Origin of the sequence: Fodinicola feengrottensis (genome assembly GCF_010993775.1) — a bacterium.
Taxonomy (GTDB): domain Bacteria; phylum Actinomycetota; class Actinomycetes; order Mycobacteriales; family HKI-0501; genus Fodinicola; species Fodinicola feengrottensis.
Genome location: NZ_WOTO01000055.1, coordinates 1 through 22,710, shown reverse-complemented (window position 1 = coordinate 22,710; position 22,710 = coordinate 1). Strand labels below are relative to the sequence as shown.

26 protein-coding genes, 4 pseudogenes and 1 riboswitch are annotated in these 22,710 nt (G+C 67.1%); of the genes and pseudogenes, 5 read left to right on the top strand and 25 right to left on the bottom strand.

Going from position 1 to position 22,710, the window contains the following annotated elements; genetic code table 11:
- Nucleotides 1–6: 6 nt before the first annotated feature.
- From GNX96_RS37325 to GNX96_RS37300, 6 genes and pseudogenes are all read right to left on the bottom strand, one after another.
- On the bottom strand, nucleotides 7–348 hold the full coding sequence (locus GNX96_RS37325; protein ID WP_163572488.1) for a hypothetical protein: 342 nt from the start codon (nucleotides 346–348) through the stop codon (nucleotides 7–9).
- 23 nt (nucleotides 349–371) lie between these two features.
- The gene (locus GNX96_RS37320) at nucleotides 372–950 is read right to left on the bottom strand and encodes an EXLDI protein (RefSeq protein ID WP_163572487.1); all 579 of its coding nucleotides are present in this window, start codon (nucleotides 948–950) and stop codon (nucleotides 372–374) included.
- Between the two features lie 101 nt (nucleotides 951–1,051).
- A pseudogene (groL, locus tag GNX96_RS37315) lies at nucleotides 1,052–2,684 on the bottom strand (chaperonin GroEL).
- Nucleotides 2,685–2,909: 225 nt separating this feature from the next.
- Nucleotides 2,910–3,968 carry a hypothetical protein gene (locus GNX96_RS58145; RefSeq protein ID WP_279582473.1) on the bottom strand — a complete coding sequence of 353 codons (1,059 nt, stop codon included), beginning with the start codon at nucleotides 3,966–3,968 and terminating at the stop codon, nucleotides 2,910–2,912.
- 90 nt (nucleotides 3,969–4,058) lie between these two features.
- A complete protein-coding gene (locus GNX96_RS37305; RefSeq protein WP_279582472.1) occupies nucleotides 4,059–5,018 on the bottom strand; it encodes a hypothetical protein in 960 nt (319 codons plus the stop codon).
- A gap of 180 nt (nucleotides 5,019–5,198) precedes the next feature.
- Nucleotides 5,199–5,402: a cold-shock protein gene (locus tag GNX96_RS37300; RefSeq protein WP_163572485.1), complete on the bottom strand. Its 204-nt coding sequence runs from the start codon at nucleotides 5,400–5,402 to the stop codon at nucleotides 5,199–5,201.
- A 371-nt stretch (nucleotides 5,403–5,773) separates the two neighbouring features.
- On the opposite strand from GNX96_RS37300, the gene GNX96_RS37295 reads away from it, so the two are divergent.
- Together GNX96_RS37295 and GNX96_RS37290 are read left to right on the top strand one after the other, a co-directional pair.
- A complete protein-coding gene (locus GNX96_RS37295) occupies nucleotides 5,774–6,367 on the top strand; it encodes a TetR/AcrR family transcriptional regulator (RefSeq protein WP_313885874.1) in 594 nt (197 codons plus the stop codon).
- Between the two features lie 45 nt (nucleotides 6,368–6,412).
- Entirely contained in the window at nucleotides 6,413–7,600 is a 1,188-nt protein-coding gene (locus GNX96_RS37290) for an MFS transporter (RefSeq protein ID WP_163572483.1), read from the top strand.
- Between the two features lie 22 nt (nucleotides 7,601–7,622).
- Here the strand turns inward: GNX96_RS37290 and GNX96_RS58140 are convergent, their stop codons facing one another.
- The 4 genes and pseudogenes from GNX96_RS58140 to GNX96_RS37275 form a co-directional block, all read right to left on the bottom strand.
- Nucleotides 7,623–8,270, bottom strand: a complete 648-nt coding sequence (locus GNX96_RS58140; protein WP_279582471.1) for a pyridoxal-phosphate dependent enzyme — start codon at nucleotides 8,268–8,270, stop codon at nucleotides 7,623–7,625.
- Nucleotides 8,233–8,628, bottom strand: a pseudogene (locus GNX96_RS58135) (pyridoxal-phosphate dependent enzyme); the annotation flags it as partial. The gene GNX96_RS58140 and the pseudogene GNX96_RS58135, both read right to left, overlap by 38 nt.
- Before the next feature lie 254 nt (nucleotides 8,629–8,882).
- Nucleotides 8,883–9,024, bottom strand: a riboswitch (SAM riboswitch).
- 138 nt (nucleotides 9,025–9,162) lie between these two features.
- Complete coding sequence (locus tag GNX96_RS37280) at nucleotides 9,163–9,720, bottom strand: DUF3558 family protein (RefSeq protein WP_163572482.1); 558 nt, start codon at nucleotides 9,718–9,720, stop codon at nucleotides 9,163–9,165.
- Between the two features lie 27 nt (nucleotides 9,721–9,747).
- Nucleotides 9,748–10,317: a DUF3558 family protein gene (locus GNX96_RS37275; protein ID WP_163572481.1), complete on the bottom strand. Its 570-nt coding sequence runs from the start codon at nucleotides 10,315–10,317 to the stop codon at nucleotides 9,748–9,750.
- 399 nt (nucleotides 10,318–10,716) lie between these two features.
- On the opposite strand from GNX96_RS37275, the gene GNX96_RS37270 reads away from it, so the two are divergent.
- The gene (locus tag GNX96_RS37270) at nucleotides 10,717–11,433 is read left to right on the top strand and encodes a glucosyl-3-phosphoglycerate synthase (RefSeq protein ID WP_279582470.1); all 717 of its coding nucleotides are present in this window, start codon (nucleotides 10,717–10,719) and stop codon (nucleotides 11,431–11,433) included.
- Nucleotides 11,420–11,662: a glycosyltransferase family protein gene (locus GNX96_RS58130; protein ID WP_279582469.1), complete on the top strand. Its 243-nt coding sequence runs from the start codon at nucleotides 11,420–11,422 to the stop codon at nucleotides 11,660–11,662. Before GNX96_RS37270 ends, GNX96_RS58130 begins: the two co-directional genes overlap by 14 nt.
- Here GNX96_RS58130 and GNX96_RS58125 read toward each other — a convergent pair.
- Complete coding sequence (locus GNX96_RS58125; RefSeq protein WP_279582468.1) at nucleotides 11,592–12,077, bottom strand: MFS transporter; 486 nt, start codon at nucleotides 12,075–12,077, stop codon at nucleotides 11,592–11,594. The two genes, GNX96_RS58130 and GNX96_RS58125, sit on opposite strands and share 71 nt — an antisense overlap.
- Complete coding sequence (locus tag GNX96_RS37265; protein ID WP_279582467.1) at nucleotides 12,074–13,141, bottom strand: MFS transporter; 1,068 nt, start codon at nucleotides 13,139–13,141, stop codon at nucleotides 12,074–12,076. The genes GNX96_RS58125 and GNX96_RS37265 overlap by 4 nt, the downstream gene beginning before the upstream one ends.
- 115 nt (nucleotides 13,142–13,256) lie before the next feature.
- Here GNX96_RS37265 and GNX96_RS37260 point away from each other — a divergent pair, with 115 nt between their 5' ends.
- Complete coding sequence (locus GNX96_RS37260; RefSeq protein WP_163572480.1) at nucleotides 13,257–14,219, top strand: Lrp/AsnC family transcriptional regulator; 963 nt, start codon at nucleotides 13,257–13,259, stop codon at nucleotides 14,217–14,219.
- Nucleotides 14,220–14,231: 12 nt separating this feature from the next.
- Here the strand turns inward: GNX96_RS37260 and GNX96_RS37255 are convergent, their stop codons facing one another.
- The 13 genes and pseudogenes from GNX96_RS37255 to GNX96_RS37220 all read right to left on the bottom strand — a co-directional run.
- Nucleotides 14,232–15,107 carry an ABC transporter permease gene (locus GNX96_RS37255; protein ID WP_163572479.1) on the bottom strand — a complete coding sequence of 292 codons (876 nt, stop codon included), beginning with the start codon at nucleotides 15,105–15,107 and terminating at the stop codon, nucleotides 14,232–14,234.
- An 82-nt stretch (nucleotides 15,108–15,189) separates the two neighbouring features.
- Entirely contained in the window at nucleotides 15,190–15,669 is a 480-nt protein-coding gene (locus GNX96_RS58120) for an ATP-binding cassette domain-containing protein (RefSeq protein ID WP_390624240.1), read from the bottom strand.
- On the bottom strand, nucleotides 15,551–16,174 hold the full coding sequence (locus tag GNX96_RS58115) for an ATP-binding cassette domain-containing protein (protein ID WP_279582465.1): 624 nt from the start codon (nucleotides 16,172–16,174) through the stop codon (nucleotides 15,551–15,553). Before GNX96_RS58115 ends, GNX96_RS58120 begins: the two co-directional genes overlap by 119 nt.
- Nucleotides 16,175–16,185: 11 nt before the next feature.
- The gene (locus GNX96_RS58110; protein ID WP_279582464.1) at nucleotides 16,186–16,824 is read right to left on the bottom strand and encodes a CocE/NonD family hydrolase C-terminal non-catalytic domain-containing protein; all 639 of its coding nucleotides are present in this window, start codon (nucleotides 16,822–16,824) and stop codon (nucleotides 16,186–16,188) included.
- A complete protein-coding gene (locus tag GNX96_RS58105) occupies nucleotides 16,769–17,068 on the bottom strand; it encodes an alpha/beta hydrolase family protein (RefSeq protein ID WP_279582463.1) in 300 nt (99 codons plus the stop codon). Before GNX96_RS58105 ends, GNX96_RS58110 begins: the two co-directional genes overlap by 56 nt.
- A gap of 5 nt (nucleotides 17,069–17,073) precedes the next feature.
- Nucleotides 17,074–17,886, bottom strand: a complete 813-nt coding sequence (locus GNX96_RS58100; protein ID WP_279582462.1) for an alpha/beta fold hydrolase — start codon at nucleotides 17,884–17,886, stop codon at nucleotides 17,074–17,076.
- A gap of 117 nt (nucleotides 17,887–18,003) precedes the next feature.
- Nucleotides 18,004–18,537: a hypothetical protein gene (locus tag GNX96_RS37245; protein ID WP_163572478.1), complete on the bottom strand. Its 534-nt coding sequence runs from the start codon at nucleotides 18,535–18,537 to the stop codon at nucleotides 18,004–18,006.
- A gap of 266 nt (nucleotides 18,538–18,803) precedes the next feature.
- Nucleotides 18,804–19,421 (bottom strand): GNAT family N-acetyltransferase, encoded by a 618-nt coding sequence (locus tag GNX96_RS37240; RefSeq protein WP_163572477.1) that lies wholly within the window; start codon nucleotides 19,419–19,421, stop codon nucleotides 18,804–18,806.
- Nucleotides 19,422–19,486: 65 nt separating this feature from the next.
- Nucleotides 19,487–20,320 carry a CocE/NonD family hydrolase C-terminal non-catalytic domain-containing protein gene (locus GNX96_RS37235; protein WP_279582495.1) on the bottom strand — a complete coding sequence of 278 codons (834 nt, stop codon included), beginning with the start codon at nucleotides 20,318–20,320 and terminating at the stop codon, nucleotides 19,487–19,489.
- A gap of 78 nt (nucleotides 20,321–20,398) precedes the next feature.
- A pseudogene (locus GNX96_RS58095) lies at nucleotides 20,399–20,587 on the bottom strand (CocE/NonD family hydrolase); the annotation flags it as partial.
- Entirely contained in the window at nucleotides 20,500–21,630 is a 1,131-nt protein-coding gene (locus GNX96_RS37230; protein ID WP_163572475.1) for a CocE/NonD family hydrolase, read from the bottom strand. The pseudogene GNX96_RS58095 and the gene GNX96_RS37230, both read right to left, overlap by 88 nt.
- Before the next feature lie 13 nt (nucleotides 21,631–21,643).
- Nucleotides 21,644–22,008, bottom strand: a pseudogene (locus tag GNX96_RS37225) (DUF3263 domain-containing protein).
- 376 nt (nucleotides 22,009–22,384) lie between these two features.
- The coding region (locus GNX96_RS37220) for a CBS domain-containing protein (RefSeq protein ID WP_163572474.1) at nucleotides 22,385–22,710 on the bottom strand (326 nt) is incomplete at its 5' end.

Genomic DNA, 22,710 nt, shown 5'->3' with positions numbered 1-22,710 from the left:
GCGACTTCATCCCGGCCGCGAAGGCGGCGAAAACCACCGCTGGCAACAAAAAAACCAGCCGAGCGAGCCAATAGCTATCAGCATCGCGGCAAGCAGCGCGAGCGCCCCGGCCACCAGCGGCACCCGCCAGACCCTGCCCGGCAGCGCGGCCACCAGCGCGAGGCCACCGATCACCAGCAAACCCACATACCAACCGGCCGGCGCACCGCCCAGCCCGCCCGTTGCGGTCACCACGTACGTCCAGCCGTACGCGACGGTCCACACCACCGACCAGAACACCAGCCACCGCGGCCGTGGCACCATGCTCGCCTGCCTCACACCCACCATGCCCGCCATTGTGCCCGCCATTGTGCCCCTCCTGTCCGGAACGGTCAGATGTCCAGGTCCTCGACCTCGGGGGTAGCGAGGTTCTGCTCGACCAGGTCAGCGAGCTCGGCCGGCAGTTCGTCGCGGAGGGCGGCGACGGAGTCGTACACCTCCAGCGCGCCGGTGCCGCCGGAGCCGGACCAGTCGGACGAGCCGCTGGCGGACTCGCCGTTCCATCCGACATGCCAGTCGACGTCCCAGTCCTGCGACCACACCGAGTTCTCCCCACTCGCCCAGCGTTTGGGGTCGCTCCAACGCTTCCAGTCCGGGTGCACCCTGCGGTGCACGGCGAGGGCCTGTTTGGCCGTACGGTAAACGGTGAAGTCCTCGACCTGGGCGCCGGTGCCGAGTTGGTGCTGCCAGCGCGCCACCAGCGCGCCACGGAATCGCTGGTAGCGCGGCACGTCACCGCTGCCGACCCGCACTTTGATCTCGGAAAGTCCCTGCATCTGAGCCTCCTTGGCCGTCACGAACCCATGCAGCGCCTGAGTGATCGCCGCGGAGAGGCTTCCGCCGGCCAACTCCTGGGCCCGCTGGAACACCGGCAGATCACCGTCCGACACGTAGATCGTCTTGTTGGGCACACGTCTATACTTATACATGTACGCATACTCGTCAAGACACGAAAAGGCGGGCCTGGCGTGAGCCAGACCCGCCTCTGCGGTCGTACTGAAGAGCAGGACTCCTAGAAGTCCATGTCACCCATGCCGCCGCCGGGGCCACCGGCCGGGGCCGGAGACTTCTCCGGCTTGTCGGCGATGACGGCCTCGGTGGTCAGGAACAGCGCGGCGATGGACGCGGCGTTCTGCAGGGCAGAGCGCACGACCTTCGTCGGGTCCGGAACACCGGCGGCGAGCAGGTCCTCGTACACGCCAGTGGCGGCGTTCAGGCCGTGACCCTTGGGCAGGCCCTTGACCTTCTCCACCACGACGCCGCCTTCGAGGCCGGCGTTGACGGCGATCTGCTTGAGCGGGGCCTCCAGCGCGATCCTCACGATCTGCGCGCCAGTGGCCTCGTCGCCTTCGAGGTCCAGCTTCTCGAACGCCTTGTCGCCGGCCTGCAGAAGAGCCACGCCGCCACCGGCGACGATGCCCTCTTCAACCGACGCCTTGGCGGCGCGAACGGCGTCCTCAATGCGGTGCTTGCGCTCCTTGAGCTCGACCTCGGTGGCCGCGCCGACCTTGATGACCGCAACGCCACCGGCCAGCTTGGCCAGCCGCTCCTGCAGCTTCTCACGGTCGTAGTCGGAGTCGCTCTTCTCGATCTCGGCGCGGATCAGGTTGACCCGACCGGTGATCTGGTCGGTGTCGCCCGAACCCTCGACGATGGTCGTCTCGTCCTTGGTGACGAACGACCTTGCGAGCCCGGCCGAGCAGCTCGATGCCGGCGTTCTCCAGCTTGAGACCAACGGTCTCGGAGATGACCTCACCACCGGTCAGGATGGCGATGTCGGTCAGGATGGCCTTCCGACGGTCACCGAAGCCGGGGGCCTTGACGGCAACCGACTTGAAGGTGCCACGGATCTTGTTGACGACCAGGGTGGCAAGGGCTTCGCCCTCGACGTCCTCGGAGATGATCGCCAGCGGCTTGCCCGACTGCATGACCTTCTCCAGCAGCGGGAGCAGGTCCTTGACGGTCGCGATCTTGGACTCGACGATCAGGATGTACGGGTCGTCCAGGACGGCTTCCTGGCGGTCCGCGTCGGTCACGAAGTACGGCGAGATGTAGCCCTTGTCGAAGCGCATGCCCTCGGTGAGCTCAAGCTCAAGACCGAAGGTGTTGCTCTCCTCGACGGTGACAACGCCTTCCTTGCCGACCTTGTCCAGCGCCTCGGCGATGATCTCGCCGACGTTGGTGTCGCCACCGGCCGACACCGAAGCGGTGTGACCGATCTGCTCCTTGGTCTCAACCTCACGCGAGGCCAGCGCGAGCTGCTCGATGACCGACTCGACGGCCTTCTCGATGCCACGCTTGAGGCCGAGCGGGTTCGCACCCGCGGCCACGTTACGCAGGCCCTCGCGGACCAGCGCCTGGGCCAGCACAGTCGCCGTGGTGGTGCCGTCACCAGCCACGTCGTCGGTCTTCTTGGCTACCTCTTTGACGAGCTCGGCGCCGATCTTCTCGTACGGCTCGTCGAGCTCGATCTCCTTGGCGATGCTCACACCATCGTTGGTGATGGTGGGCGCTCCCCACTTCTTCTCGAGTACCACGTTGCGGCCCTTGGGGCCGAGCGTCACCTTGACGGCGTCGGCGAGGATGTTCATGCCCCGCTCGAGACCGCGGCGCGCCTCCTCGTCGAACGCGATCAACTTGGCCATGCGGTGGTTTCCTCCGCTGTTTTCGGCGGGCCGCTCGTATCGCTCGGCCGCGCGTGCTGGATTCGGTTTCCGCTGGCCGGGCTCGATGCCCGCGACGGACGGATCCGGTCGCTGCTAGAGCGACGGAACCTCACCGCCCCGACCTGCTTACTGGCACTCGTAGGCACCGAGTGCCAGTCCAAGGTTTAGCACTCTCGGCCGGAGAGTGCAAGAAGACCGGACCCGCTAGCGGGCCAGCTCGGCGGCCAGTTGACCAGTGGACAGCGGCTCCCGGCGAGCCCGCAGATGCGCGTACGCGGTGGTCTGCAGCGGATAGAGGAACACGGCGATGACGAGCGAGACGACGCTGCCGATAATGCTCGAGAGGACCATCGCGACATACGTCCCGGCCGATCCGAGGACCGCGATGGCGACTGCCGAGAACACCCCGGCGATCACGAAGTTGAGGACCAAGGCGACCGCGTAGACACCGATGATGGTCGCCAACACCCCGATCGCCGCGCCGCCGAAGTCGCGGTGTACGAGGTCGAACGACCGGGCGAAAGCGTTCACTCGCTCGTACGCGATCACCGGCGCCAGCACCATGAACGGCATGGCGAGATAGAGGCCGGGGACGATGCACGCCACCAGACCGAAGGCGATCATCAACGCGAAGAGCACTGACCAGCCAACCATCGGCCAGAACCGCGGCATCGCCTGCTGGGCCGCCGACACGGCGGTCACCGGCTGGCCGGTGGCCGCCCCGGTGACCAGGTGCACGGCGGCCAGCCCGATGATCGCGCTGACCGCGATCTGGATCACCCCGGCCAGCAGCTGCAGACCGTTGCCGACCAGGCCGACACCCACGATCGCCGTGCTCCCACGCACGCCACCGCTGACCAACCAGAGCCTGAGCAGGCTGCCCGGAAGCACCACGAGGAGGTTGACCGCGACCGTCGCCAGTTGCAACAGCGCGAGCTGCTGCCAGGTCTGCTTGGCCAGCGCGACAGCGCGCGACCACCAGCCGGCATAGTTGGCACTGACCAACCGGGTCGTTCGGGTCGACCGGCGGCGGCCCACCGGGATAGCCGCCGTACGGACCTGGATAACCAGTCGTCGGGTTCGCCGGGTTCGGCTGCCCATAACCAGGTTGCCCATAACCGGGTTGCCCGTACGCCGGCTGGCCGTATCCAGGCTGGCCAGTGACCGGATGGTCGTACGACGGCTGGCCGTAGCCGGGTTGCCTCTGCCCCTGACTCTGCCCTGACCAGGAACCTCATATCCAGGTGGTCCGCCAGTGGCCATGGGTGCCTCCCCGTCGCGCAGCGTCTTGCTTTTAGCGCAACATAGTCCCGCCGGGCAACCGCCGGTCACGCCGGCGGCTGCCCGGACGGGCTACCGGGCGATCTCGGTGGCCAGCTGCGCGGTGGACAACGGCTCCAAGCGGGCCCGCAAGGTCGCGTACGCGACGGTTGTCAGCGGATATGTCAGCAACTGGACGGCGGCGGTGAGAACAGCGGAGATCAGCACCGTGATGACCGCACTGAGGATGTACGCACCGGTGCTCCCGGTAACCGCCGAGCCAATGGTCAGCGCACCACCAAAACAGCCGGCGACGATGCCGGCGACCAGGCCGCAGGCGACGACGGTGAGGGTGAGTCCCAAGGCGAGACCGAAGTTCCGGTTGTACAACGTGAACGCTTGGCCCAGCGGGTTCCCACGCTCGAACGCCACCACCGGTGCGAGCAGCATGCCAACCAGGGCCACATAGAAGCCAGGCAGGACGCAGAGCACAAAACCGATCGTAGCCAGCAAGCCAAAGATCACGCTCCAGAGGACGATGATCCCGAGCCGCCGACTGGCCCGCTGGAACGCTACCCCGATGTCGAGTTGCTCGTTGGTCGCGGCCATCACCATCAGGTGCACCACGACGAGTCCGATAATCGCGGCGATCACCTGGGTGAGAACCCCGGCCACCAGCGAAAGCAGGATGGGCCCGACCTGGCGCCCCAGCGACTGGGCCAGCAGCACATCATTGGGGTTCTGTCCCGGTGCAATCGAGCCCGGAACCACCGCCAGGGAGGCCTGCCAGATGTGCACCGGAGTGATCAGAATCAGCTCCAGGACAACGAAAGCGATCTGCAGGATCAGCACATGTTTCCACGTTTTACGAGCCAAAGCCGTGCCGCGGGCCCACCAGCCGCCGTAATCCGCGGCTACCAGCGGGTCATTCGGATCCAGGTTGCGAGCGCCTGGATAGCCGGCGTACGCGTCCGGAGTTGGTTGCGATGGCTCACCGGGATATTCCGGCTGCGCACCCGACGGTGGCTGTTCGGTCACGATGGTTCCCCCCATGTTTTCAGGCGCCCGCACCAATCCTGTTCTGGTACGGGCAAGAACATGAGAGAACCTAGTGGCAACCCACACTCCAGCGCTCGGTAAAACGCCAAGATGGCCACTACCAGAGCAAACAAGGCCCGTCCCACCAAGGTGGAACGAGCCCTGTTCGCTGGATTCGCCTTCTCAACCGAGAACTCAGCCGACGACGAGGACGCCTTCGGCCTGCGGACCCTTCTGGCCCTGGGTGACCTCGAATTCGACCCGCTGGCCGTCCTCGAGCGACTTGTAACCGTCCATCTGAATGGCGGAGAAGTGGACGAAAACGTCCTGGCCGCCATCGACGGCGATAAAGCCGTAGCCCTTTTCAGCGTTGAACCACTTAACGGTTCCCTGTGCCACTGGAGCCATCCTCTACTGCTGGTGCGACAGGTCGCGCCCTACTGCGAGACCCGGGTCTTCGTCCGTATAGCCGTGGGAGACCCGCCCGGCAGGTTGCGCACGATCTGGTTAGAACTACGACCGACCGAAACGCTACACGAGATCTGGCCCCCTGGGGATGCCCTCTGTGCCGGAAATATTCTCCGTTGTTCCGGCCGACAAACCGGCGATTACCGCAGGTGATCGGCACTGTCTCGGGCCGCCGATTACAGCGCGTGAAGGCAGTGCCCGGGGTCCACTCGCCGACCGCCACCGCACTGTCGTCGGACCCCACATTTTCGGCGCCTATCGAGCCTTGTTTTTCTTGACCGTACGGTCATAAAGTAGAGGCCATGGCGACAGCCGCCGGAAAGCTCGGCAGACCCCGGCAATTCGACGAGAATGCAGTGCTAGATGCGGTAATGGCCGAGTTTTACACACACGGATACCACGCGACCGCTATGTCCGATCTGTTACGTGTTACGAAATTACACAAGGGCAGCCTCTATGGGGCGTTCGGCGACAAACACCAACTTTTCTTGACCATTCTCCAACGTTACGCGCAGCAACGGACGACCGCGGCGGCCACCGACCTGCGGGCGCCGAAGCCGCCGATTCTCGGCATCGGACATTACTTGCAGCGAATATCCCGAAATGCCGCCGGCCAGCGCGGCTGCCTGCTGGCGAACACCGCGCTGGAGTTGTTGCCTGGCAACGAAGAAGTGGCTCAGATCGTGGATCACACCCAGCGCGAGATCCAGCGCGAACTGGCCGGCGCACTGGACCGGGCCAGAATTCAGGGCCTGCTTTCGGTCCCACAGAACAACACTGTCGTCGCCCGCTACTTGTTCACCGTCGTCGAAGGACTCTGGGAATTGGGTCGTACGACCGCCGACGAGCGGCCACTGCTCGAAGTCGTGGAGATGACGATGTACGGATTGCGGTAATCTATCCGCATTCTTTCCGGACTGCCCGCACTAAATGGAGGTTTGATGCGACGGGTGTTGCTGTTGGCGATCGGGTCCCTGGCGCTGGGGCTGGATGCGTACGTGGTCGCCGGCCTGCTCCCGGTGATGGCGATGAACCTGCACTATTCGGTGGCCGCGCTGGGACAACTGGTCACCGCGTTCACCCTGTCGTACGCATTGCTGTCCCCGTTCGCGGCGGCGTTTTTTTTCGCCGGCCGCCCGATGCGAACCGTGCTGCTCATCGCGTTGGTGGTGTTCAGCCTCGGAAACGTGCTGACCGCCGTCGCCACCAGCCTGCCGTTGTTGTTGCTGGCACGGGTGATCGCGGGCCTGGGCGCCGGAATCTACGCGCCGATGTCCGCGGTCAGCGCGGCCGCCCTGGTGCCGGCGCGACGGCGCGGCCGGGCCCTGTCGCTGATCATCGGCGGGATGACCACCGGCGTGGTGCTCGGTGTCCCGCTCGGTCTGTTGCTGGCGCACCACGTCGGCTGGCGGGCGACGCTGTGGATGGTCACCGGCCTCGGCGTGGTCGCGATGGCCGGCGTTCTGCTGGCGTTGCGCGGCGGGACCGTACAACCGGCCCGGCGGGTGCCCGTACGGGACCGGCTGCGGGTGCTCACCGACCGGCGGGTGCTGCCGATTTTGGCCGTCACCGCGCTGGCCGCCGGCGCCAGCATCGGCTCGTACACCTATCTCGGGCCGTTGCTCGCCAGCACCGCCGGCGTCACCGACCTGTCCGGCTATCTGTGGCTGTGGGGCCTCGGCGGGCTGGCCGGCAGCTTCGCGATCGGCACCCTGGTGGACCGCTGGCCGAACACCCGGCTGCTGGTGACCGTCATCGTCGGCGTTCTCGGCGTCCTGCTGGTATCGCTGCCGGCGGTGGCCCGCGGCCCGGCCGGGATCGCCGTGCTGCTGGTGATCTGGGGCGCGGTCGGGTGGTCACAGACCACCCCGCAGCAGCACCGGATCCTGGCGCTGCGTACGGACGACGGCCCGGTCGCCATGTCGCTGAACTCGTCCGCGCTCTACCTCGGCAACTCGCTCGGCACCGCCGCCGGCGGCCTGCTGCTGGCCGGCGCCGGCCCGGCCGCCGTCGTCCTCACCTTCGGCGCGATCGCGCTGGCCGTCGCCGCCGCCAACCTCTTCACCGCCCGCCCCACGCCGCTCGCCCGTACCCCCGCGCCCGCCGCCACCCCCGCCAACACCCGCTAGCCGCGGTGCCTGCCATGACCACTCAGCTCAACAAACCGGCTTCGGTGGCGGATTTGAGGGTGGGCTTGATGCGGTGGGTGGGATGTACGTCCAACACGTCGGCGGTTTTGAGACCTTCGCCGGTGTTGTAGATGACGGTCTCCTGGGAGGTGTCGATCAGGCCGTCCTTGACCAGTTTCGCGAGGCACGAGACGGTCACTCCGCCGGCGGTCTCGGCGAAGATGCCGGTCGTACGGGCCAGCAGCGAGATGCCCTCGCGGATGTCGTCGTCATCGGCGACCGCGATCGAGCCGCCGGTCCGCCGAACCGCGTCCAGCACGTACGGGCCGTCCGCTGGGTTGCCGATGTTCAGGCTCTTCGCGATGCCGGTCGGGCGGACCGGCTGCACCACGTCGTGGCCGGCGTGGAACGCCTCGGCGACCGGCGAGCAGCCCAGCGACTGTGCCCCGAAGACCTTCCACGGAGTGTTCGGCACCAGGCCGATCTTGGCCAGCTCGGCGAACGCCTTGTCGATCTTGGTCAGCAGCGAGCCGGACGCGATCGGGATGACCACCTGCGCGGGGATCTTCCAGCCGAGTTGCTCGGCGACCTCGTAGCCGAGGGTCTTGGAACCTTTCCGCGTAGTACGGCCGGACGTTCTGGTTGACGAACGCGGTGCTTTCGAACTCATCGGTCTCGCCGAGCTCGCTGGTCAGCCGGTTGACGTCGTCGTACGAGCCGTCCACCGCGACCAGCCGCGGCGCGTACACGGCGCTCGCGATGATCTTGCTCGGTTCCAGGTCCGCCGGGATGAACACGGTCGCCGGCCAGCCGATCCGGGCCGCGTGCGCGGCCACCGAGTTGGCCAGGTTGCCGGTGGACGCGCAGGCCACCGAGGTGAAGCCGAGGCCCTTCGCGGCCGTCAGCGCCAGCGACACGACCCGGTCCTTGAAGGCGTGGGTGGGGTTGCCGCTGTCGTCCTTGACCCACAGCGGCGCGGTGAAGCCCAGTTCGGCGCCGAGCCGGTCGGCGCGAACGAGCTTGGTCATGCCCGGGTTCAGCGTCGCGCGGGTTTCCGGGTCCTGACCGACCGGCAGCAGCGGCGCGTACCGCCAGATGTTCTGCGGCCCCGCCTCGATTTGCGCACGGGTCACCGCGTTGAGTTTTTCCTGGTCATAGCCCACTTCCAGCGGGCCGAAACACTCGGCGCAGGCGTGCACGGCGATCAGCGGGAATTGCGCACCGCAGTTCCGACAGCGCAGACAGCTGGCAGGCGATTCAACAGTCAAGACAAGAGCCTCCTCGCTCATCTTCCCCGTCCGAGCGCTCTGCTCTGACGGGCCGGAGTTGGCACCTGTCCCGCGGGTAGATGGTCTTGAGACTCACGCGCGAGGTGGTTGCCGGGGCTTCAACGGGCCGGTTCCCTCTGCCCCTCTGGATGAGGGCACATATTCAGTTATGACTAGGAGCATACGCGGTCGGCTGGCGGTATTCGAAACCGAAATCAGCTCGTACGCATGCGAGCAACGCCACACCGCCGGGTTGTTGACGGGTGTGGCGTTGCTCGTACGAGCGGCTTGCGCTCAGGAAGAGGCGGACGGGCTCGGCGAGGCCGACGCGCCGCTCAGCGACTGGATCGCCTGCTTGATGGCGGCGACCCGAGCCGGCTCCCCGGACGAGCCGGCCACCCCGCTCGCGGAGAACTGGTAGTTGCCGTCGAGGACGTACAGGAGCTGGCCGGCGACCGAGTACGCCTCGTCGCCGACGCCGGTGACCGAGGGATTGCCGTTGGCGTCGTTGTCGAACTGCGCCTTCGTCGCATTGCCGATGTCGACGGACATCACCTGGTTGTTGGCGTCCGACCAGGTGCAGCCGATCGCGTCCTTGCCGGTAGTCGACTTGTCCGGCCCGTGGCTGACGATCTTGTTGCCGGTGAACTGGGACATCTGGTCGTCGGTGATCAACGTACAGACATCGGGCAGGTTGCTCGACACGGTCGGGACCGGTGCGGCGGTGCCGGCCGGACCTGCCGCCTGACTGGCCGGCGGGTTGTCCTTCTTCTGCAACAAACCGCAGCCGCCGGTGCCGGCGAGCACCACGGCCGCGATCGTGGCCGCAACCAGGAGACGATGGCTCTTCATTTCGGCTTTTCCTTCCAGAAAGGAGAACTACTCCGACGCGGAGGCCGAAGCGGAGGCACTCGGCGAGGGGGACGCGCCACCGTCGAGCTTTTCGATGATTTTGAGCGCGATGGCCTTCTGGATAGCGACGTCCGGGTCGCCACCGCCGCCGAAGATGATGCCGATCTCGGTCGTGGGTGCGTGAAACACGGTCAGAATCCCGTGCAACTCGGTCGCTTTGTCACCGACACCGCTGACCGGGGTATAGCCGTCCGCGGAGCTGTCGAAATCGGATTTCGTGGTGGTGCGGAGAGAAGCCGTCACCGTGATGCCGCCATCGGCGCTGAGCCAGTCGCAGGCAGGTGCGGCCGGCGTCGACTTGCCGTCCGGCTTGTGGCTCGCGATGGTTCCTTGGGTGAGCGCTGACATGTCGGCGTCGGTGAACATGTCACACACGGACGGGAATCCGGCCGCCGACGCGGTCGGCGAGCTGTCCGCCGCGGCTGGCGCCGACGGGGACGGCGTCGCGGCGGTCTTGGGCGTCAGACCGCACCCGGTCAGCATTCCCACGCCGAGCGCGAATGCTCCAGCGGCCAGGGCGACACGACGGATGTTCATTGATCTCTCTCCCTCAAGGTAAGACGTGAATGGCTGGCGGTGCGTAGACCGATGTGGACGGTGCCCGCGGTCCGCGGATATCGCGGACACGTGAACTCCTCGGATGAACAGGGTGGGCGGGAATCGCCGGCGGAAGGCCTGCGGCCATGCTGGCACGCGGGCACCAAGAACCCGGCCGGAACATAACAGGCGAATACCCTGCGAGCCACCCGGAAATCCAGCCCGGGAAGGGCACTATTCCCTCATCGCTGCCTTCTTGGGCAACGATCGGTGCCAACCGGCGGATCCGCTGCGACTCCGGTCACAGCCGGCCGGACACCCAGCACGATCAGCGGGTTACCGTGCGTACGGCCGGGACCGGGCGCTATCGGGGCCGGCCAGACCCGGCACACTGTTGCCATGCATCCCCGCGCCCGGCGCTGGTTCGCCCAGCAGACCACGGCGGCCGGCGACTGGCCGGTCGAGAGGTTGCGCGCCGCGAAAGACCTGACGGTGGTCAGTGTGGTGCTGCCGGCGCTGAACGAGGAACGCACCATTGGCACGATCGTCGAGGGCATTGGGAAGCTCGCCGAGCGGACCAGCCTGGTGGACGAGATCGTGGTGCTCGACTCCGGTTCCACCGATCGTACGGCCGAAGTGGCCCGGCAGGCCGGTGCGAGCGTTTTCCACCGCGACGACGTGCTCGCCGACCACGGCTCGCGGCCCGGTAAGGGCGAGGCGCTCTGGAAAGCCTTGTATGTCACGCATGGCGACGTAATTGTTTACGTCGACGCGGATTTGCTGGATTTCGGCGAGCATTACATCACTGGCCTGCTCGGACCGCTGTTGACCGACCCGGAAACGTTGCTGGTCAAGGCTTTTTACGACCGGCCGCTGCTGGACGTGTCACTGACCGGTGGCGGCCGGGTCACCGAGTTGATGGCCCGGCCGCTGCTGTGCGCTTTCTTTCCGGAGCTGGCCGGGGTGGTCCAGCCGCTGGCCGGCGAGTACGCGGCCCGCCGGTCCCTGCTGGAGTCGCTGCCGTTCGCCCCCGGCTACGGCGTGGAGACCGGGCTTTTGATTGACACGCTGGGAAAAAAACGGACTCGGCGCGATCGCCCAAGTGGACCTCGGTGAGCGTACGCACGGCCACCAGGACACCGCGGCGCTGGGCCGGATGGCGGCCACCATCCTGTCCACGGTGGCCGCCCGGGTGATGCCGGACCATCCACTGTGGCCGGCGCTCACCCAGTTCCAGCGCGAGGACGGCGAACTACGGGCCGTCGATTCGGTGGTCAGCGCCCAGGAACGGCCACCGATGACCGAAGTTCCGGAATATCGCTACCGGATGAAGTTTCCGGACTAGGTTTTTTCGCTCGCATCAACACGAAAGCCGCCACCGCCGCGAGGAAGGCGACCAGGCCGGCTCCGAGCATCGCGGAATTCAGGCCATTCGCGAAAGCGCCGCGCAGCACCACCTCCAGGCCAGCACGCGAGGAGGCCGGTGCTGCCTGAAGCAGCGTCTGGCCAGCACCGCCGAGCAATCCCTGCGCGGTCGCGTGCGCGTCGCCGACCCGGCCGGCCAGTACGTGTTGCGCCGCGTTCACCGCGACCGCGCCAAAAATCGCGACCCCGAGCGCTAGTCCGAGCTGCCGGGCGGTGTTCAACGCGCCACCGGCCATGCCGGCGCGTTCGGGCCCGACCGCGCCCAACGCGGCTCCGGAAATCGCCGGCGCCATCACCCCGACGCCGATGCCGACGACCACCATTCCGGGAATCAACACCCATCCGGAGGACGATCCCGACAACACCACCTGTGCCCAGTCCCCGACCGCGATAACCAGCAATGCGCCGGCAATGACGTATCGCGGGGAGGTGGTGTGCAGCCGGCGCCCGACCAGTAGGGAGGGAGGCCACGAAAGACGCGGCGCTGAGCGGAGCCTGGATCAGCCCGGTCCGCAAGGCCGAATATCCCAGCAGCGACTGCATCCAGATCGACGCGTACGCGAGCACGCTGCACGCTGAACGACGCCACCTGGAAAGCGAACCCGGCCAGCATCACCCCGACGAACGCGGGCCGGCCAAACAGCCGCAGATCCAGCATCGGGTGTTGGATTTTCCGTTCCACCACCACGAAAGCAACCAGGCCGACCACCGCCAGCGCGAAGACTCCGAGGGTACGAGCCGAAAGCCAGCCGTTCGCGTCGCCGGTGATGATGCCGTACGTGGTCGCCGAAGCCGCCACGGTGAGCGTCACCATGCCGGCGAAGTCGATCCGGCGATCGCGCGGGCCACGGCTTTCCCGTACGACGAACCAGGTCAGCGCCGCCGCGACCACCGAGATCGGCAGGTTGACCAGGAAGATCCAGCGCCAGCCCAGCGACTCGGTGAGCACACCGCCCACGATCGGGCCGGCCGCCGCGGCCGCGCCGGAGACCGCGCCCCAGACGCCCAGCGCGGTCCCCCGGTCCCGGCCCTGATATGTGCTGCCCAGCAAGGAAAGCGCGGTCGCGAACATCGCCGCCCCGCCGACGCCCTGGACCGCGCGCGCGGTGATCAGCAGGCCCGCGGTCGGCGCCAGCCCGCAGGCCAGCGAGCCGACCGCGAAAATCACCATGCCGGCAAGGAAAAGCCGGCGCCGACCGAGCAGGTCCGCCAACGATCCGGCGGACAACAGGAAAGCGGCCAGCGCCAGCGCGTACACGTCGATGACCCACTGCAGCCCGGACAGCCGTACGCCCAACCCGGCCGCCATCGCCGGCAGCGCGACGGTCACGATCGTCACGTCCAGCAACAACATCGTGGTGCCGAGACAGACCGCGAGCAGCGGTCCCCATTTACGCATTATGTGTCCTTTTCGATTTCGCCTTGACCGGACCCACTCTCGGTCAGTCACACTGGATTCGCCGCCATCCACTGGGCCGGCTACAGCGGTTCTCGACAGCAGATCACGGGGACAGATGAAATCCGACGCGTACGACGAGCTGGACGAACAAGTCCTTCACGCCCTGCTGATCGACGGGCGGGCCGGCTTCAGCGCGATCGCCGAGGTGCTCGGCGTCTCCGACCAGACCGTCGCCCGGCGCTACCGGCGGCTGCGCGAGTCCGGTGTCCGGGTGCTCGGGCGGGTGCAGCCGGAGCTGGTCGGCCAGACCGTGTGGTTCATCCGGCTGCGCTGCACTCCGGACGCCTCGATGGCGATCGCGGCCTCGATCGCCCGCCGGTCGGACACGTCGTACGTGAAGCTCACCTCCGGCGGCACCGAGATCGCCTTCATCGTGCACGCCCCCAACGCCGACGAGCTCGATGCGTTGCTCCTGCACAAGGTTCCGCGTACACCCCGGATCGTCTCGGTCAGCGCACACAACTTGCTGCACATTTTCTACGGCGGCCGCCTCGCTTGGGGGGGGCGCGCTCCCGACGCGCTGAGCGCGGAGCAGTCCATTGCGCTGCAGCCGGCGTCGGCGGTGACCGACGAGCGCACCGAGCTGGACTCGACCGACAAGCTGCTGCTGACCGAGCTGCGGCGGGACGGCCGGCTCAGCTACCGCGAGCTGGCGATCGCGGTGGGAGTGTCCGAGTCGAGCGCGAAACGCCGGGTAGAATTGCTCCGCGGCACCGGGGTGCTGTTTTTTTTCGACACCGAGTTCGACCCCAAGTCACTCGGATTCCAGATTTCCGCGATGCTCTGGCTGACCGTCGCGCCGTCCGCGCTCGCAGCCGTCGGCAAGGCCGTCGGAGCCCACCGGGAGATCGCCTTCGCCGCCGCCACCACCGGCACGTCCAACCTGCTGGCGGTGGCGATCTGCCGGGATGGCGCGGACTTTTACCGCTATCTCAGCGAAACCCTGGGTGCTCTGGAGGACATCCGGCACATCGAGTCGGCCCCGGTGATGCGTACGATCAAGCAACTGGGCCTATGAGTAGGAGCAGGGTCAGCTGACGATGTCCTTGCGCTGGAATGATCGCCAGGCCAGCGCGAGGAAAACGGTCGAATAGAGCAGCGCGGAGATCGCGCCTTTGGCCATGTCGTCCAGTTGTACGGGCGAGGCGAAAAGTCCGAGCCAGGCCAGGTTGTAGGCGGTCGGCAGCACTGGCCGGATGTTTTCCAGCGCCGGCACCAGATCCAGGATGTTCGAGATGATGTAGAGCATCACCGCGCCACCGACGGCGAGCAGCGGCTGGTCCGTACGTACGGAGAGCAGAAATCCCAGCGATCCCACCATCAACAGGTGTACGAGGATGAATGCGGCTGCTGCCAGCAACAACAGCATCGACTGCCCGGCGCCGATCTGCGCGCCGGTCGGGGTCTCCAAGGGATGCCAGCCATAGACCAGGGTCCCGCCGATGACCGCGGATACCAGCAGAAGTACGACGGCGACCGCGGTGGAAAGAAATCCGACCACCAGTTTTTGCAGCAACAGGCGGGCTCGCGGCACGGGCGCGGCCAGCAGGTAGCGCAAACTCCCCCATGACGCCTCGCCGGCGACGGTGTCCCCGCAGAACAGCGCGACCACCACGACGAGCAGAAAAGTGGCCGACGCGTAGAAAACGAAGGCGGCGAAGTTCGGCCCACCGGAGGTGGCTAGGTCCACCAGCGACACCCCGCGGGTGGCGCTGGCCGAGCTCGGCCCGCCGAACTGGAACGCGATCAGCAGAATGACCGGCAACAGCACCATAAAACCCAGTGCATACTGGGTGCGCCGGCGGCTCAACTGCCGGCGGATCTCGGTCATCAACGACAGCGTCGCCCCGCGCCGATAGCCGGCCGCGGCCCCGGAAACGGCCACGTTTCCTGTCGTGGCGGTCATTTCCGGTCCTCTCCCACCAACTGCAGGAAAACGTCCTCCAAGTGCCGGCGCGGGCTCACCCGGTCCACTCGGATGCCGCCCGTCACCAGCCGCGACACCACCGCGCGCCGCGGGACAGCCCATTCAGCGCCGGATTGAGCTCGACGACCAGGCCACCACTGGCCAGCTCGGCTGTCAGCACCTCGTCCGCGTGTCGCAGCAACGCCATCGCGGCCTCCGGATCGTCGACGCCGATCAGCACCGACGTGGACTCGCCGGTCACCTCGTCGACGGTGCCGTCCGCGACCACCTCGCCGTGGTTCATCACCACCACATGCGTACAGGTCTGCTCGACTTCGGCCAGCAGATGACTGGACACCAGCACGCTGCGGCCATCGGTCGCGTACGAGCGCATCATCCGCCGCATGTGGGCTATCTGCGGTGGATCCAGCCCATTCGTTGGCTCATCGAGAACCAAAAGATCCGGCATTCCGAGCATGGCCTGCGCGATCGCCAGCCGCTGCCGCATGCCCTGACTGTACGTCCGCACCGCCCGGTGGACCGCCGTGCCGAGGTCCGCCAACTCCAGCGCCTCGTCCATTTTCGCGTCGTGCGCGGCGGCCGCCGGTGGCCCGCCAGTAGAGTTTCAGGTTGTCCAGCCCGGAAAGATGCGGCAGGAATCCGGTGCCCTCCACCAGCGAGCCGATCCGGGACAGCACCGGCGCGCCCGGCTTCACCCGATGCCCGTAAAGCAGGATTTCCCCAGCGGTGGGCTGAATCAGGCCCATCATCGTACGCAGGACAGTGGTCTTGCCGGCGCCGTTCGGGCCGAGCAAACCGACGACCTGGTGACGGCGTACCGAAAACGACACGTCCCGGACCGCGACGAACCCGTCGTCGTACGCCTTGCGGAGCTGGCGGACCACCAGCGGCCGGTCGGCCACCTCTTCGTCCACAGTGGACACCGCGCGGCCGCGCCGCCAGCGGGCCACCATCGCGATCGCGGTGACCGCGAGGACCAGCACCAAAACCAGCACGCCCAGCACACCCGGCCAGAACCACCCGGAGCCGGTCCCGACAGTGGTCACCTGCGGGATGGTCAGCTGCCCGGAGCCAAGGCCGATCCGATCTGGTAGCTGGCCGGCTGCACCGGCATCGCATAAGCCTGGTCCGTGGTCGACACCGCGACCCGGATCTGGTGCCCCGCCTGGAAACGGTACGCGAGCGCCGGCAACGTGATGGTCACCGGTTTGGCCTGATCCAGGGTGGCCGCGAGACCGGTCAGCCGGACCGGCGCGACCAGTCCCTGTGGCAGGCTCGGGCGGCCGCTGGTCGACAGGTCTTCCAGTCGTACGAACAAAACCGCCGAGCCGCTCGGAGCGGCGACCTTCAGTTGCAGCTGCGCCGAACCTGTCAGTGAAACAGCCTGTGCCAGCACCGGAGTGGAGAAGAAGGCGACCTGGCCGGGCAGGTCGCCACCGGCCCCAAGCGCACGACTCGCCAGCGCGCCGGCCGAGCCGAGGCCGGGCAGGCTGGAGATCGCCGCCGGATTTCCGTTCGGTGGCGCGGCAATATTCTGCGGTCGGCCACTGAGAGTGAGCCGTTCCGGTGCTCCAGAGCCGAAAATCCCCGATAGCTGGCCGCGGCGAGCTCGGTGGTCGCGGTCCGGCCGGTCTGCAGGTTCAGGTCTCCGCTGTTGCTGAAGGAAAAAAACTGGCGTCGTTGGTGACGCCGTCACGGGCCGCGTACTGATTCAGCCAGCCCAGCGTCTGCTGTTGCACGGTGACATCGTCGGACGGCGAGCCACCGTCATGGCCGCCCGGAAACCAGGTCACCTTGACCGGCGTACCAGTGGCGGCGATGCCGGCCGCGTTCGCGTTTGCCTCCGACAGCGGGAAAAGCGAGTCGGTCTGCCCCTGTACGAGCAGCGTTGGCGCGCTGATCTTGGACAGCACCGAAGCCGGACTCGACTTTGCCAACAACTGCGTCAAAGCCGGGCTGAGCTGCCCAGTCGTGGACGCCTGCAGATAGGCGTCACAAAGATCCACGGCGAACCGGCCGCAGCGCGGATCGGCAACCGTCGGCGTGACCGGCGGCGCGCTCGGGTCGGCGCCGGCCGGCTGTCCCTGCGAGTCATGCCGGTGCTGAAAAACAGCCCGGCCCACAGTTTCTTGAAGACTCCGCTGGCGGCCGGACCGCCGGCCGCGTTGGGAAAGAAGGACTTCCCGAGGTCGTTCCAGGTGATCTGCGCGACCACCGCGTCGACCCGGTGGTCGTCAGCGGCGAGCAGCAACGCGAGGGCGCCGCCGTACGAACCGCCGACCACCGCGACCCGCGGGTCGCCGCCCCGGTCGTGGATCACGTCCGTACGAGCGGCCAGCCGGTCGATCAGCCGGCTCGCGTCCGACACCTCGTAATCCGGGCTGTCCAGGTGAATCCGCCCGCCGGAAGCCCCGAATCCCTCGGCACTCCACGTCACCACCAGATAGCCCTGACCAGCCAGTTTTTTTCGGCATCGGCGGCCACGCTCAGCTTTGAGCCGCCAAAGCCATGCGCCAGCAACACCGCTGGCACCGGCGTACCAGCCGAGGCCTTGTCCGGCACGTACGTCGTGGTGTCCAGCTCGACGGGTCTGCCGCCCGCCCGGCCCGGTCTGCACCGCCACCATCGCCGGCACCCGGTGGAATGCCCCACCGGCCGGCCACGCCAGCCAGGTGATGGCCGCGGCCACCAGGACCAGGACCACGATGACCGGCACCAGCCGGCGTCTGGTCAGCAGCTGGCGCAGTCGAGTCGACACTCGACAAAGGTACGGACGTCTTGCTGAGGAACCGCTGAGGTGAACCCTCGCGAGGGTGACGTTCTGGGGTGCCAAAACGCAGCATTTCGACCCCAGAACGTCACCCTCGCGAGCGGGCTAGAGAGTCCTGGAGCGGGCGATCAGGGCGTTGGCCTTGGTCTGGGCGGCGTCATAGCGGTCCGGGTAGGCCGAGCGCTGGACGCTCTGGGCGACGTGGCCGGCGGTCCAGCTGGGGTGGTTGGCGGAGTTCGGGATGGCCTGGTCGAGGAACTTGCCGGCCGCGTGCGTGACGTTCATGCACTGGGCTTTGGTGCCCCAGCCGTTGCTGGGCGACTGCTGGAAGACGCCGACCGAGTCGCCGGTGCCGCAGCCCAGGTTGTTCGCGTGCGACTCGACCCACGCGGTTTCGAACATCGCGAGCCGGACCTTGGCGGTGACGTGCCGGCTGTCGCCGACGGTCTTCAGGGTCTTAAGTACGCCGTCGTTGGCGTTGGCGGGAATCGAGCAGGCCGCCGGGGCGGCGATGGTGGCTGGTACGTGCGCGCCGGCCGCCAGCGCCGACGCCGAAGCGGGGCTTCCAGCTGCGATAACGGCTGCGGCGGAGGCGGTGAGGATGGCGAGGTGCAGGCTGCGGCGCAGGATTGTGGACATGCTTCTCCCTCAAGAAGACGTGGATTTCAGACACCGTGAGATCCGCGGGTCACTCCTGCTCGCCCAGTCATCTCGTGTCGTGGATCCGCACGACGTGGAGATTTGTTGCCGTCCGACCCGCTAGCCGGTCAATGAATGTCATACCCTGAGATTCACCGGCGCGGAAGCGGTTCGCCAAAACAAAACGCGTTATTTCCCGACCTGGCATTACCCGGCCCGAATGTTCCACGTTGGAAAACCCTTTTGTCATTATCCCCAGCCAGAATTCACCCGGCCGGATCGCGCCACATCGGATAGATGCTGGGGCCGCCGCGCGGCAGCGTGACCTTGTCCCGTACCTCGAAGCCAAAACGTTCGTAGTACGGGATGTTGCTTTCCTTGGATGACTCCAGATAAGCCGGGATACCGGTCTCGTCGCACCGGGACAGCCGCGACTCCATGAGTGCGCGCCCGAAGCCGCCACCCTGAGCGGCCGGGTCGGTGCCGATCACACCCAGATACCAGTGCGGCTCGTGTGGGTGTACGTCGGCGAGCAGGTTGAGGGCGCTCAGGCCCCGGATGCCGGCGAAGAAATGCCGGCCGAGCAGCACCATCAGGCTGGGGAGCTGCATCAACTCGGTGACGGTCGACGTCTGCCAGTCATCCGGCGGGTCCCACATCGTGCCGGCGGTGATCCGGCCGTCCCGTACGCACACCTCGCAGCCGCCCCTGGCCAGGTGCACGCTGGTCAGCAACAACCGGAACAGGCCGGCAAGCTTGCGCCGCCGTACGTCGTCGTCTGGCAGCACCCACACGAACGGCGGATCGTCATAGAAAGCGCGTCCCAGCACCTCGGACAACTCCGCCACATCCGCGCGCGTGGCCGGCCGTACGATCCTGTCCATCCCGTCAGCGTACTGACGCGCAAATGGGCCGCCGAGCGCACTCGGCGGCCCATTACGCGCCCTCTTTAGCGGAAGTCGCCGTTGCGTTCCGGCCGCCGCAACGCCTGCGCCTTGAGCGTCGTCGTACCGATCTGCGGGGCGGTCCGTACGAACGGCAGGTTGCCGATGCTCGGAAGCAGCAGGTAACTGCCGGCCAGCGAGACCTGCACGGTGGCCCCAGTGGTCGTCGGCGAGGTGCTGTCGGTGTCACTCCCGACCACCACCAAACCGAGCGAGTGACCCGGCTGGACGACCGTGTCGTACGCGTCCATCGGCACTGTGACGGTGTACCAGCGGTTCGGCTGCAGCGGCGTGACGGTCTTCAGGCTGACGGAGTGCGCCGCGTCCTTCCAGCCACGGGTCAGCACATCCACGTTGCTGTCCGTGTAGTCGACCGCGGTGTCCAGATAGCAGGCGCTGTCGGTCGCGGTGGACTCGCCGTAACAGGACTTGGTGGCCAGCGTGTGGATGCCGGACCCGTCCGACAGGTAGTCGACCCGGTGCTGGGCGCCGTAGTCGACCAGCCGCGCGGTCAGCTCGGTGGTCGGCTTGTTGACCTTGACCCGCAGCGTGACGCTCGGGATGCCGGAGATCCGCAGCGGCTGGGTGAGCTTGCCGGACAGGAACACCGCCCGGGACGCCAGCGGCTGGTTCGGGTTGGCGACCGCGGCGCCTTCCAGCAGGTTCGGGTCATCGGTGAAGGTGCGTACGGCTCCTGACGGGAACCCACCGAGGGTGCCGGTGGTGCCATCGCCGTCGCCGAGGAAGACCGGCTTGTCGACCGCGCCAATCGCTGGCCAGGTGGACGCGGTGGTCCACTCGCCGGACGGCCGCTCGATGGAGGCCATCGGCTGTGACATGACACCGTTGTGCAGGCCCTGCAGCCAGTAGTCGAACCACTGGTGCAGGGTGTCCACCCACTGCGTACGACGGATGTCGAACGGGTCGACGTGGCCCTGCTGGGAGATCCAGATCTTGCGCGGCACGCCCCGCGCGGCGAGGTCCTGCCACCAGCGACCGAACTGCGAGGTGGTCACGTTCAGGTCGTTGATGCCGTGGACGACGAAGACGCTCGCGTGCACCTTGTTGACGGTCGACCGGTAGTCCCGGGCCGCCCAATACGCGTTGTAGTTGCCCGTACTGTCGTCGCTGGCCGCCTGCGCGGCGTCGATCTGCGGCTCACAGACGCCCTGCGCACGGCCGTTGACCAGGCCGCCCAGGTACGTGACATAGCCGGGAGCGCGCAGCACCCCCCGCCGAACCGCTGGTAGTCGTACCAGCTGGAGATCGACGAGATCGGCACGATCGTCTCCAGGCCCGGCACACCGGTGGCGGCGACCCCGTTGGCGATGCTGCCGTCCCACGACTTGCCGATCATGCCGGTCTTGCCGGTGGTCCAGGTCGCTTTGGCCGGGCTGCCGTCGGCGTTGAAGCCAAGCGCGCGGCCATTCAGCCAGTCGACCACCGCCTTGGCGCTGCCGACCTCGGCCGGTCCGCCCACGTCCGGGCAGCCCTGCGACTTGTTGGTGCCGCTCAGGTCGACCGCGGCGAAGGCGTACCCACGCGGCACGAAGTAGTTGTCGTAGTAAAGCGGCATGGCGTTGACCGTGCCGTCCGCCGCATAGCCCTTGAGCTGGCTTTCGTTGCCCCGGCCACAGCAGCTGTAATACGGCGAGGCCTCCAGGATGACCGGCACCTTGACGCCGGTGCTAGCCGCCTCGCGGGGCCGGACGATGTCCACCCGTACCCGGTCGGGCTTGCCGTCCTTGTCGCTGTCGTTCGGCGTCTGAACCCAGACGCTCTCCCGGATGGCGTTCTGGTACGAATACACCGGTTCGGTCGACGTGCCGTGCACGTACGGCAACACGCCGGGCGCGGCGAAGGTCGCGACCGGCGAGAGGGTCAGCGCCAGCAGGCTCGCGAGGACTGCCGCGAGCGGCACGAGGAATCTCCAGTGGCGCCGCACGGCCGCCCCTTCCGGAAGCTCACGAAACGGTGGTGCCCCGAAGGGCAAGCCGGAGCCTACAGTCGGCCCTGCCCGGTGCGGGGCCGGAATTTGCCGTTTCGAAAAGACCTCCGGCGACGACGTCCGAACCTGGCCACCGGATCCCGGGAGACGTCCGCAACGCAACGGCCCCGTTCCTTGCGGCTGGCGCAAGCAACGGGGCATTGCGGACGAGGGGCTACAGCTCGATGCCGAGGCGGCGAGCGGAGCGAGCCCGTTGGCGGGCGGCCCGGAGCCGGCGCAGTGTTTGACCAGCATCGGGTCGTACGCGAGCGCCTCGGGACGGTCGATGAGCGCGTTCAGCACCTGGTAGTAGCGGGTTCCGGACATCGTGAACAGGTCACGGATCGCCTGCTCCTTGGCGCCGGCGTACTGCCACCACTTGCGTTCGAAGGCGAGGACCTCGCGCTCGCGGCGGGTCAACCCACAGTCGTCGTTGGCTTCCGGGTCAGGCCCGGCCGCCGGCTTCGCAGCGGGAGCGGGCTCGGCGGCTTGTTCGGGGGCGCTGAGCTCGGCAGGCAGCCTGTTGACCGCGGCGTCCATCTCGCTCCTCGTCTTCGTCGACGTGTTCTCCAGCGGTCCGTCGTATCCCCAGCTCAAGGGCATGGACGGAAGGGGCATCGGTAAATCACACCGTTGTGATTCGAAGTCCCATTCAACCACGGTTCACCGGCCATCGCGGTGCAGCACACCCGTTCGGCACGTGAAAACGAAGGAAGCAACGCGTCACACATTGAGCCTAGTCAATCATCCACCCCTGGCGTCGAAGCAAATTATCCGCACCGAATGTGAGTTGTACGCACGAAAAATCGCGCAGCGCATGAGAACAATTGTCACGCAAACAATCATTGACCACTTCAGTAACAACTTCCCCATCCTTGCCTTGCCCCGATTCGTCGAGGGCAAGGCAGGAGGCAGGTCAGCCGCCGCTCGCGATGTAGGCCTCCAGATGCGAGCGGTGCTCCTCCAGCTCACCGATCCGGCTCTTCACGATGTCGCCGATGCTGACGATGCCGATCAGGTGGCCGTCCTCGACCACCGGCACGTGCCGGATCCGCCGGTCCGTCATGACCCGCATGATGTCGTCCACCGCGTCGCCAGGCGCGCAGCTGGTGACCTTCCGGCTCATGATGTCGGCGACCGGCCGCTCCAGCAGCCCGTCTCCGCTGTCATGCAACCTGCGTACGACGTCACGCTCGGACACCATCCCACGACGGATGGTGCGGCGGTCGCGGTGATGTCCCC

Coding starts and splice junctions, on each gene's coding strand:
- GNX96_RS37325 (WP_163572488.1), bottom strand. CDS start 348: ATGGCGGGCACAATGGCGGGCATGGTGGGTGTGAGGCAGGCGAGCATG.
- GNX96_RS58145 (WP_279582473.1), bottom strand. CDS start 3,968: ATGGCCACTGGCGGACCACCTGGATATGAGGTTCCTGGTCAGGGCAGA.
- GNX96_RS37305 (WP_279582472.1), bottom strand. CDS start 5,018: ATGGGGGGAACCATCGTGACCGAACAGCCACCGTCGGGTGCGCAGCCG.
- GNX96_RS37295 (WP_313885874.1), top strand. CDS start 5,774: ATGGCGACAGCCGCCGGAAAGCTCGGCAGACCCCGGCAATTCGACGAG.
- GNX96_RS37290 (WP_163572483.1), top strand. CDS start 6,413: ATGCGACGGGTGTTGCTGTTGGCGATCGGGTCCCTGGCGCTGGGGCTG.
- GNX96_RS58140 (WP_279582471.1), bottom strand. CDS start 8,270: ATGAGTTCGAAAGCACCGCGTTCGTCAACCAGAACGTCCGGCCGTACT.
- GNX96_RS37280 (WP_163572482.1), bottom strand. CDS start 9,720: ATGAAGAGCCATCGTCTCCTGGTTGCGGCCACGATCGCGGCCGTGGTG.
- GNX96_RS37275 (WP_163572481.1), bottom strand. CDS start 10,317: ATGAACATCCGTCGTGTCGCCCTGGCCGCTGGAGCATTCGCGCTCGGC.
- GNX96_RS37270 (WP_279582470.1), top strand. CDS start 10,717: ATGCATCCCCGCGCCCGGCGCTGGTTCGCCCAGCAGACCACGGCGGCC.
- GNX96_RS37265 (WP_279582467.1), bottom strand. CDS start 13,141: ATGCGTAAATGGGGACCGCTGCTCGCGGTCTGTCTCGGCACCACGATG.
- GNX96_RS37260 (WP_163572480.1), top strand. CDS start 13,257: ATGAAATCCGACGCGTACGACGAGCTGGACGAACAAGTCCTTCACGCC.
- GNX96_RS37255 (WP_163572479.1), bottom strand. CDS start 15,107: ATGACCGCCACGACAGGAAACGTGGCCGTTTCCGGGGCCGCGGCCGGC.
- GNX96_RS37245 (WP_163572478.1), bottom strand. CDS start 18,537: ATGTCCACAATCCTGCGCCGCAGCCTGCACCTCGCCATCCTCACCGCC.
- GNX96_RS37240 (WP_163572477.1), bottom strand. CDS start 19,421: ATGGACAGGATCGTACGGCCGGCCACGCGCGCGGATGTGGCGGAGTTG.
- GNX96_RS37235 (WP_279582495.1), bottom strand. CDS start 20,320: ATGTCACAGCCGATGGCCTCCATCGAGCGGCCGTCCGGCGAGTGGACC.
- GNX96_RS37230 (WP_163572475.1), bottom strand. CDS start 21,630: ATGCCCCGTTGCTTGCGCCAGCCGCAAGGAACGGGGCCGTTGCGTTGC.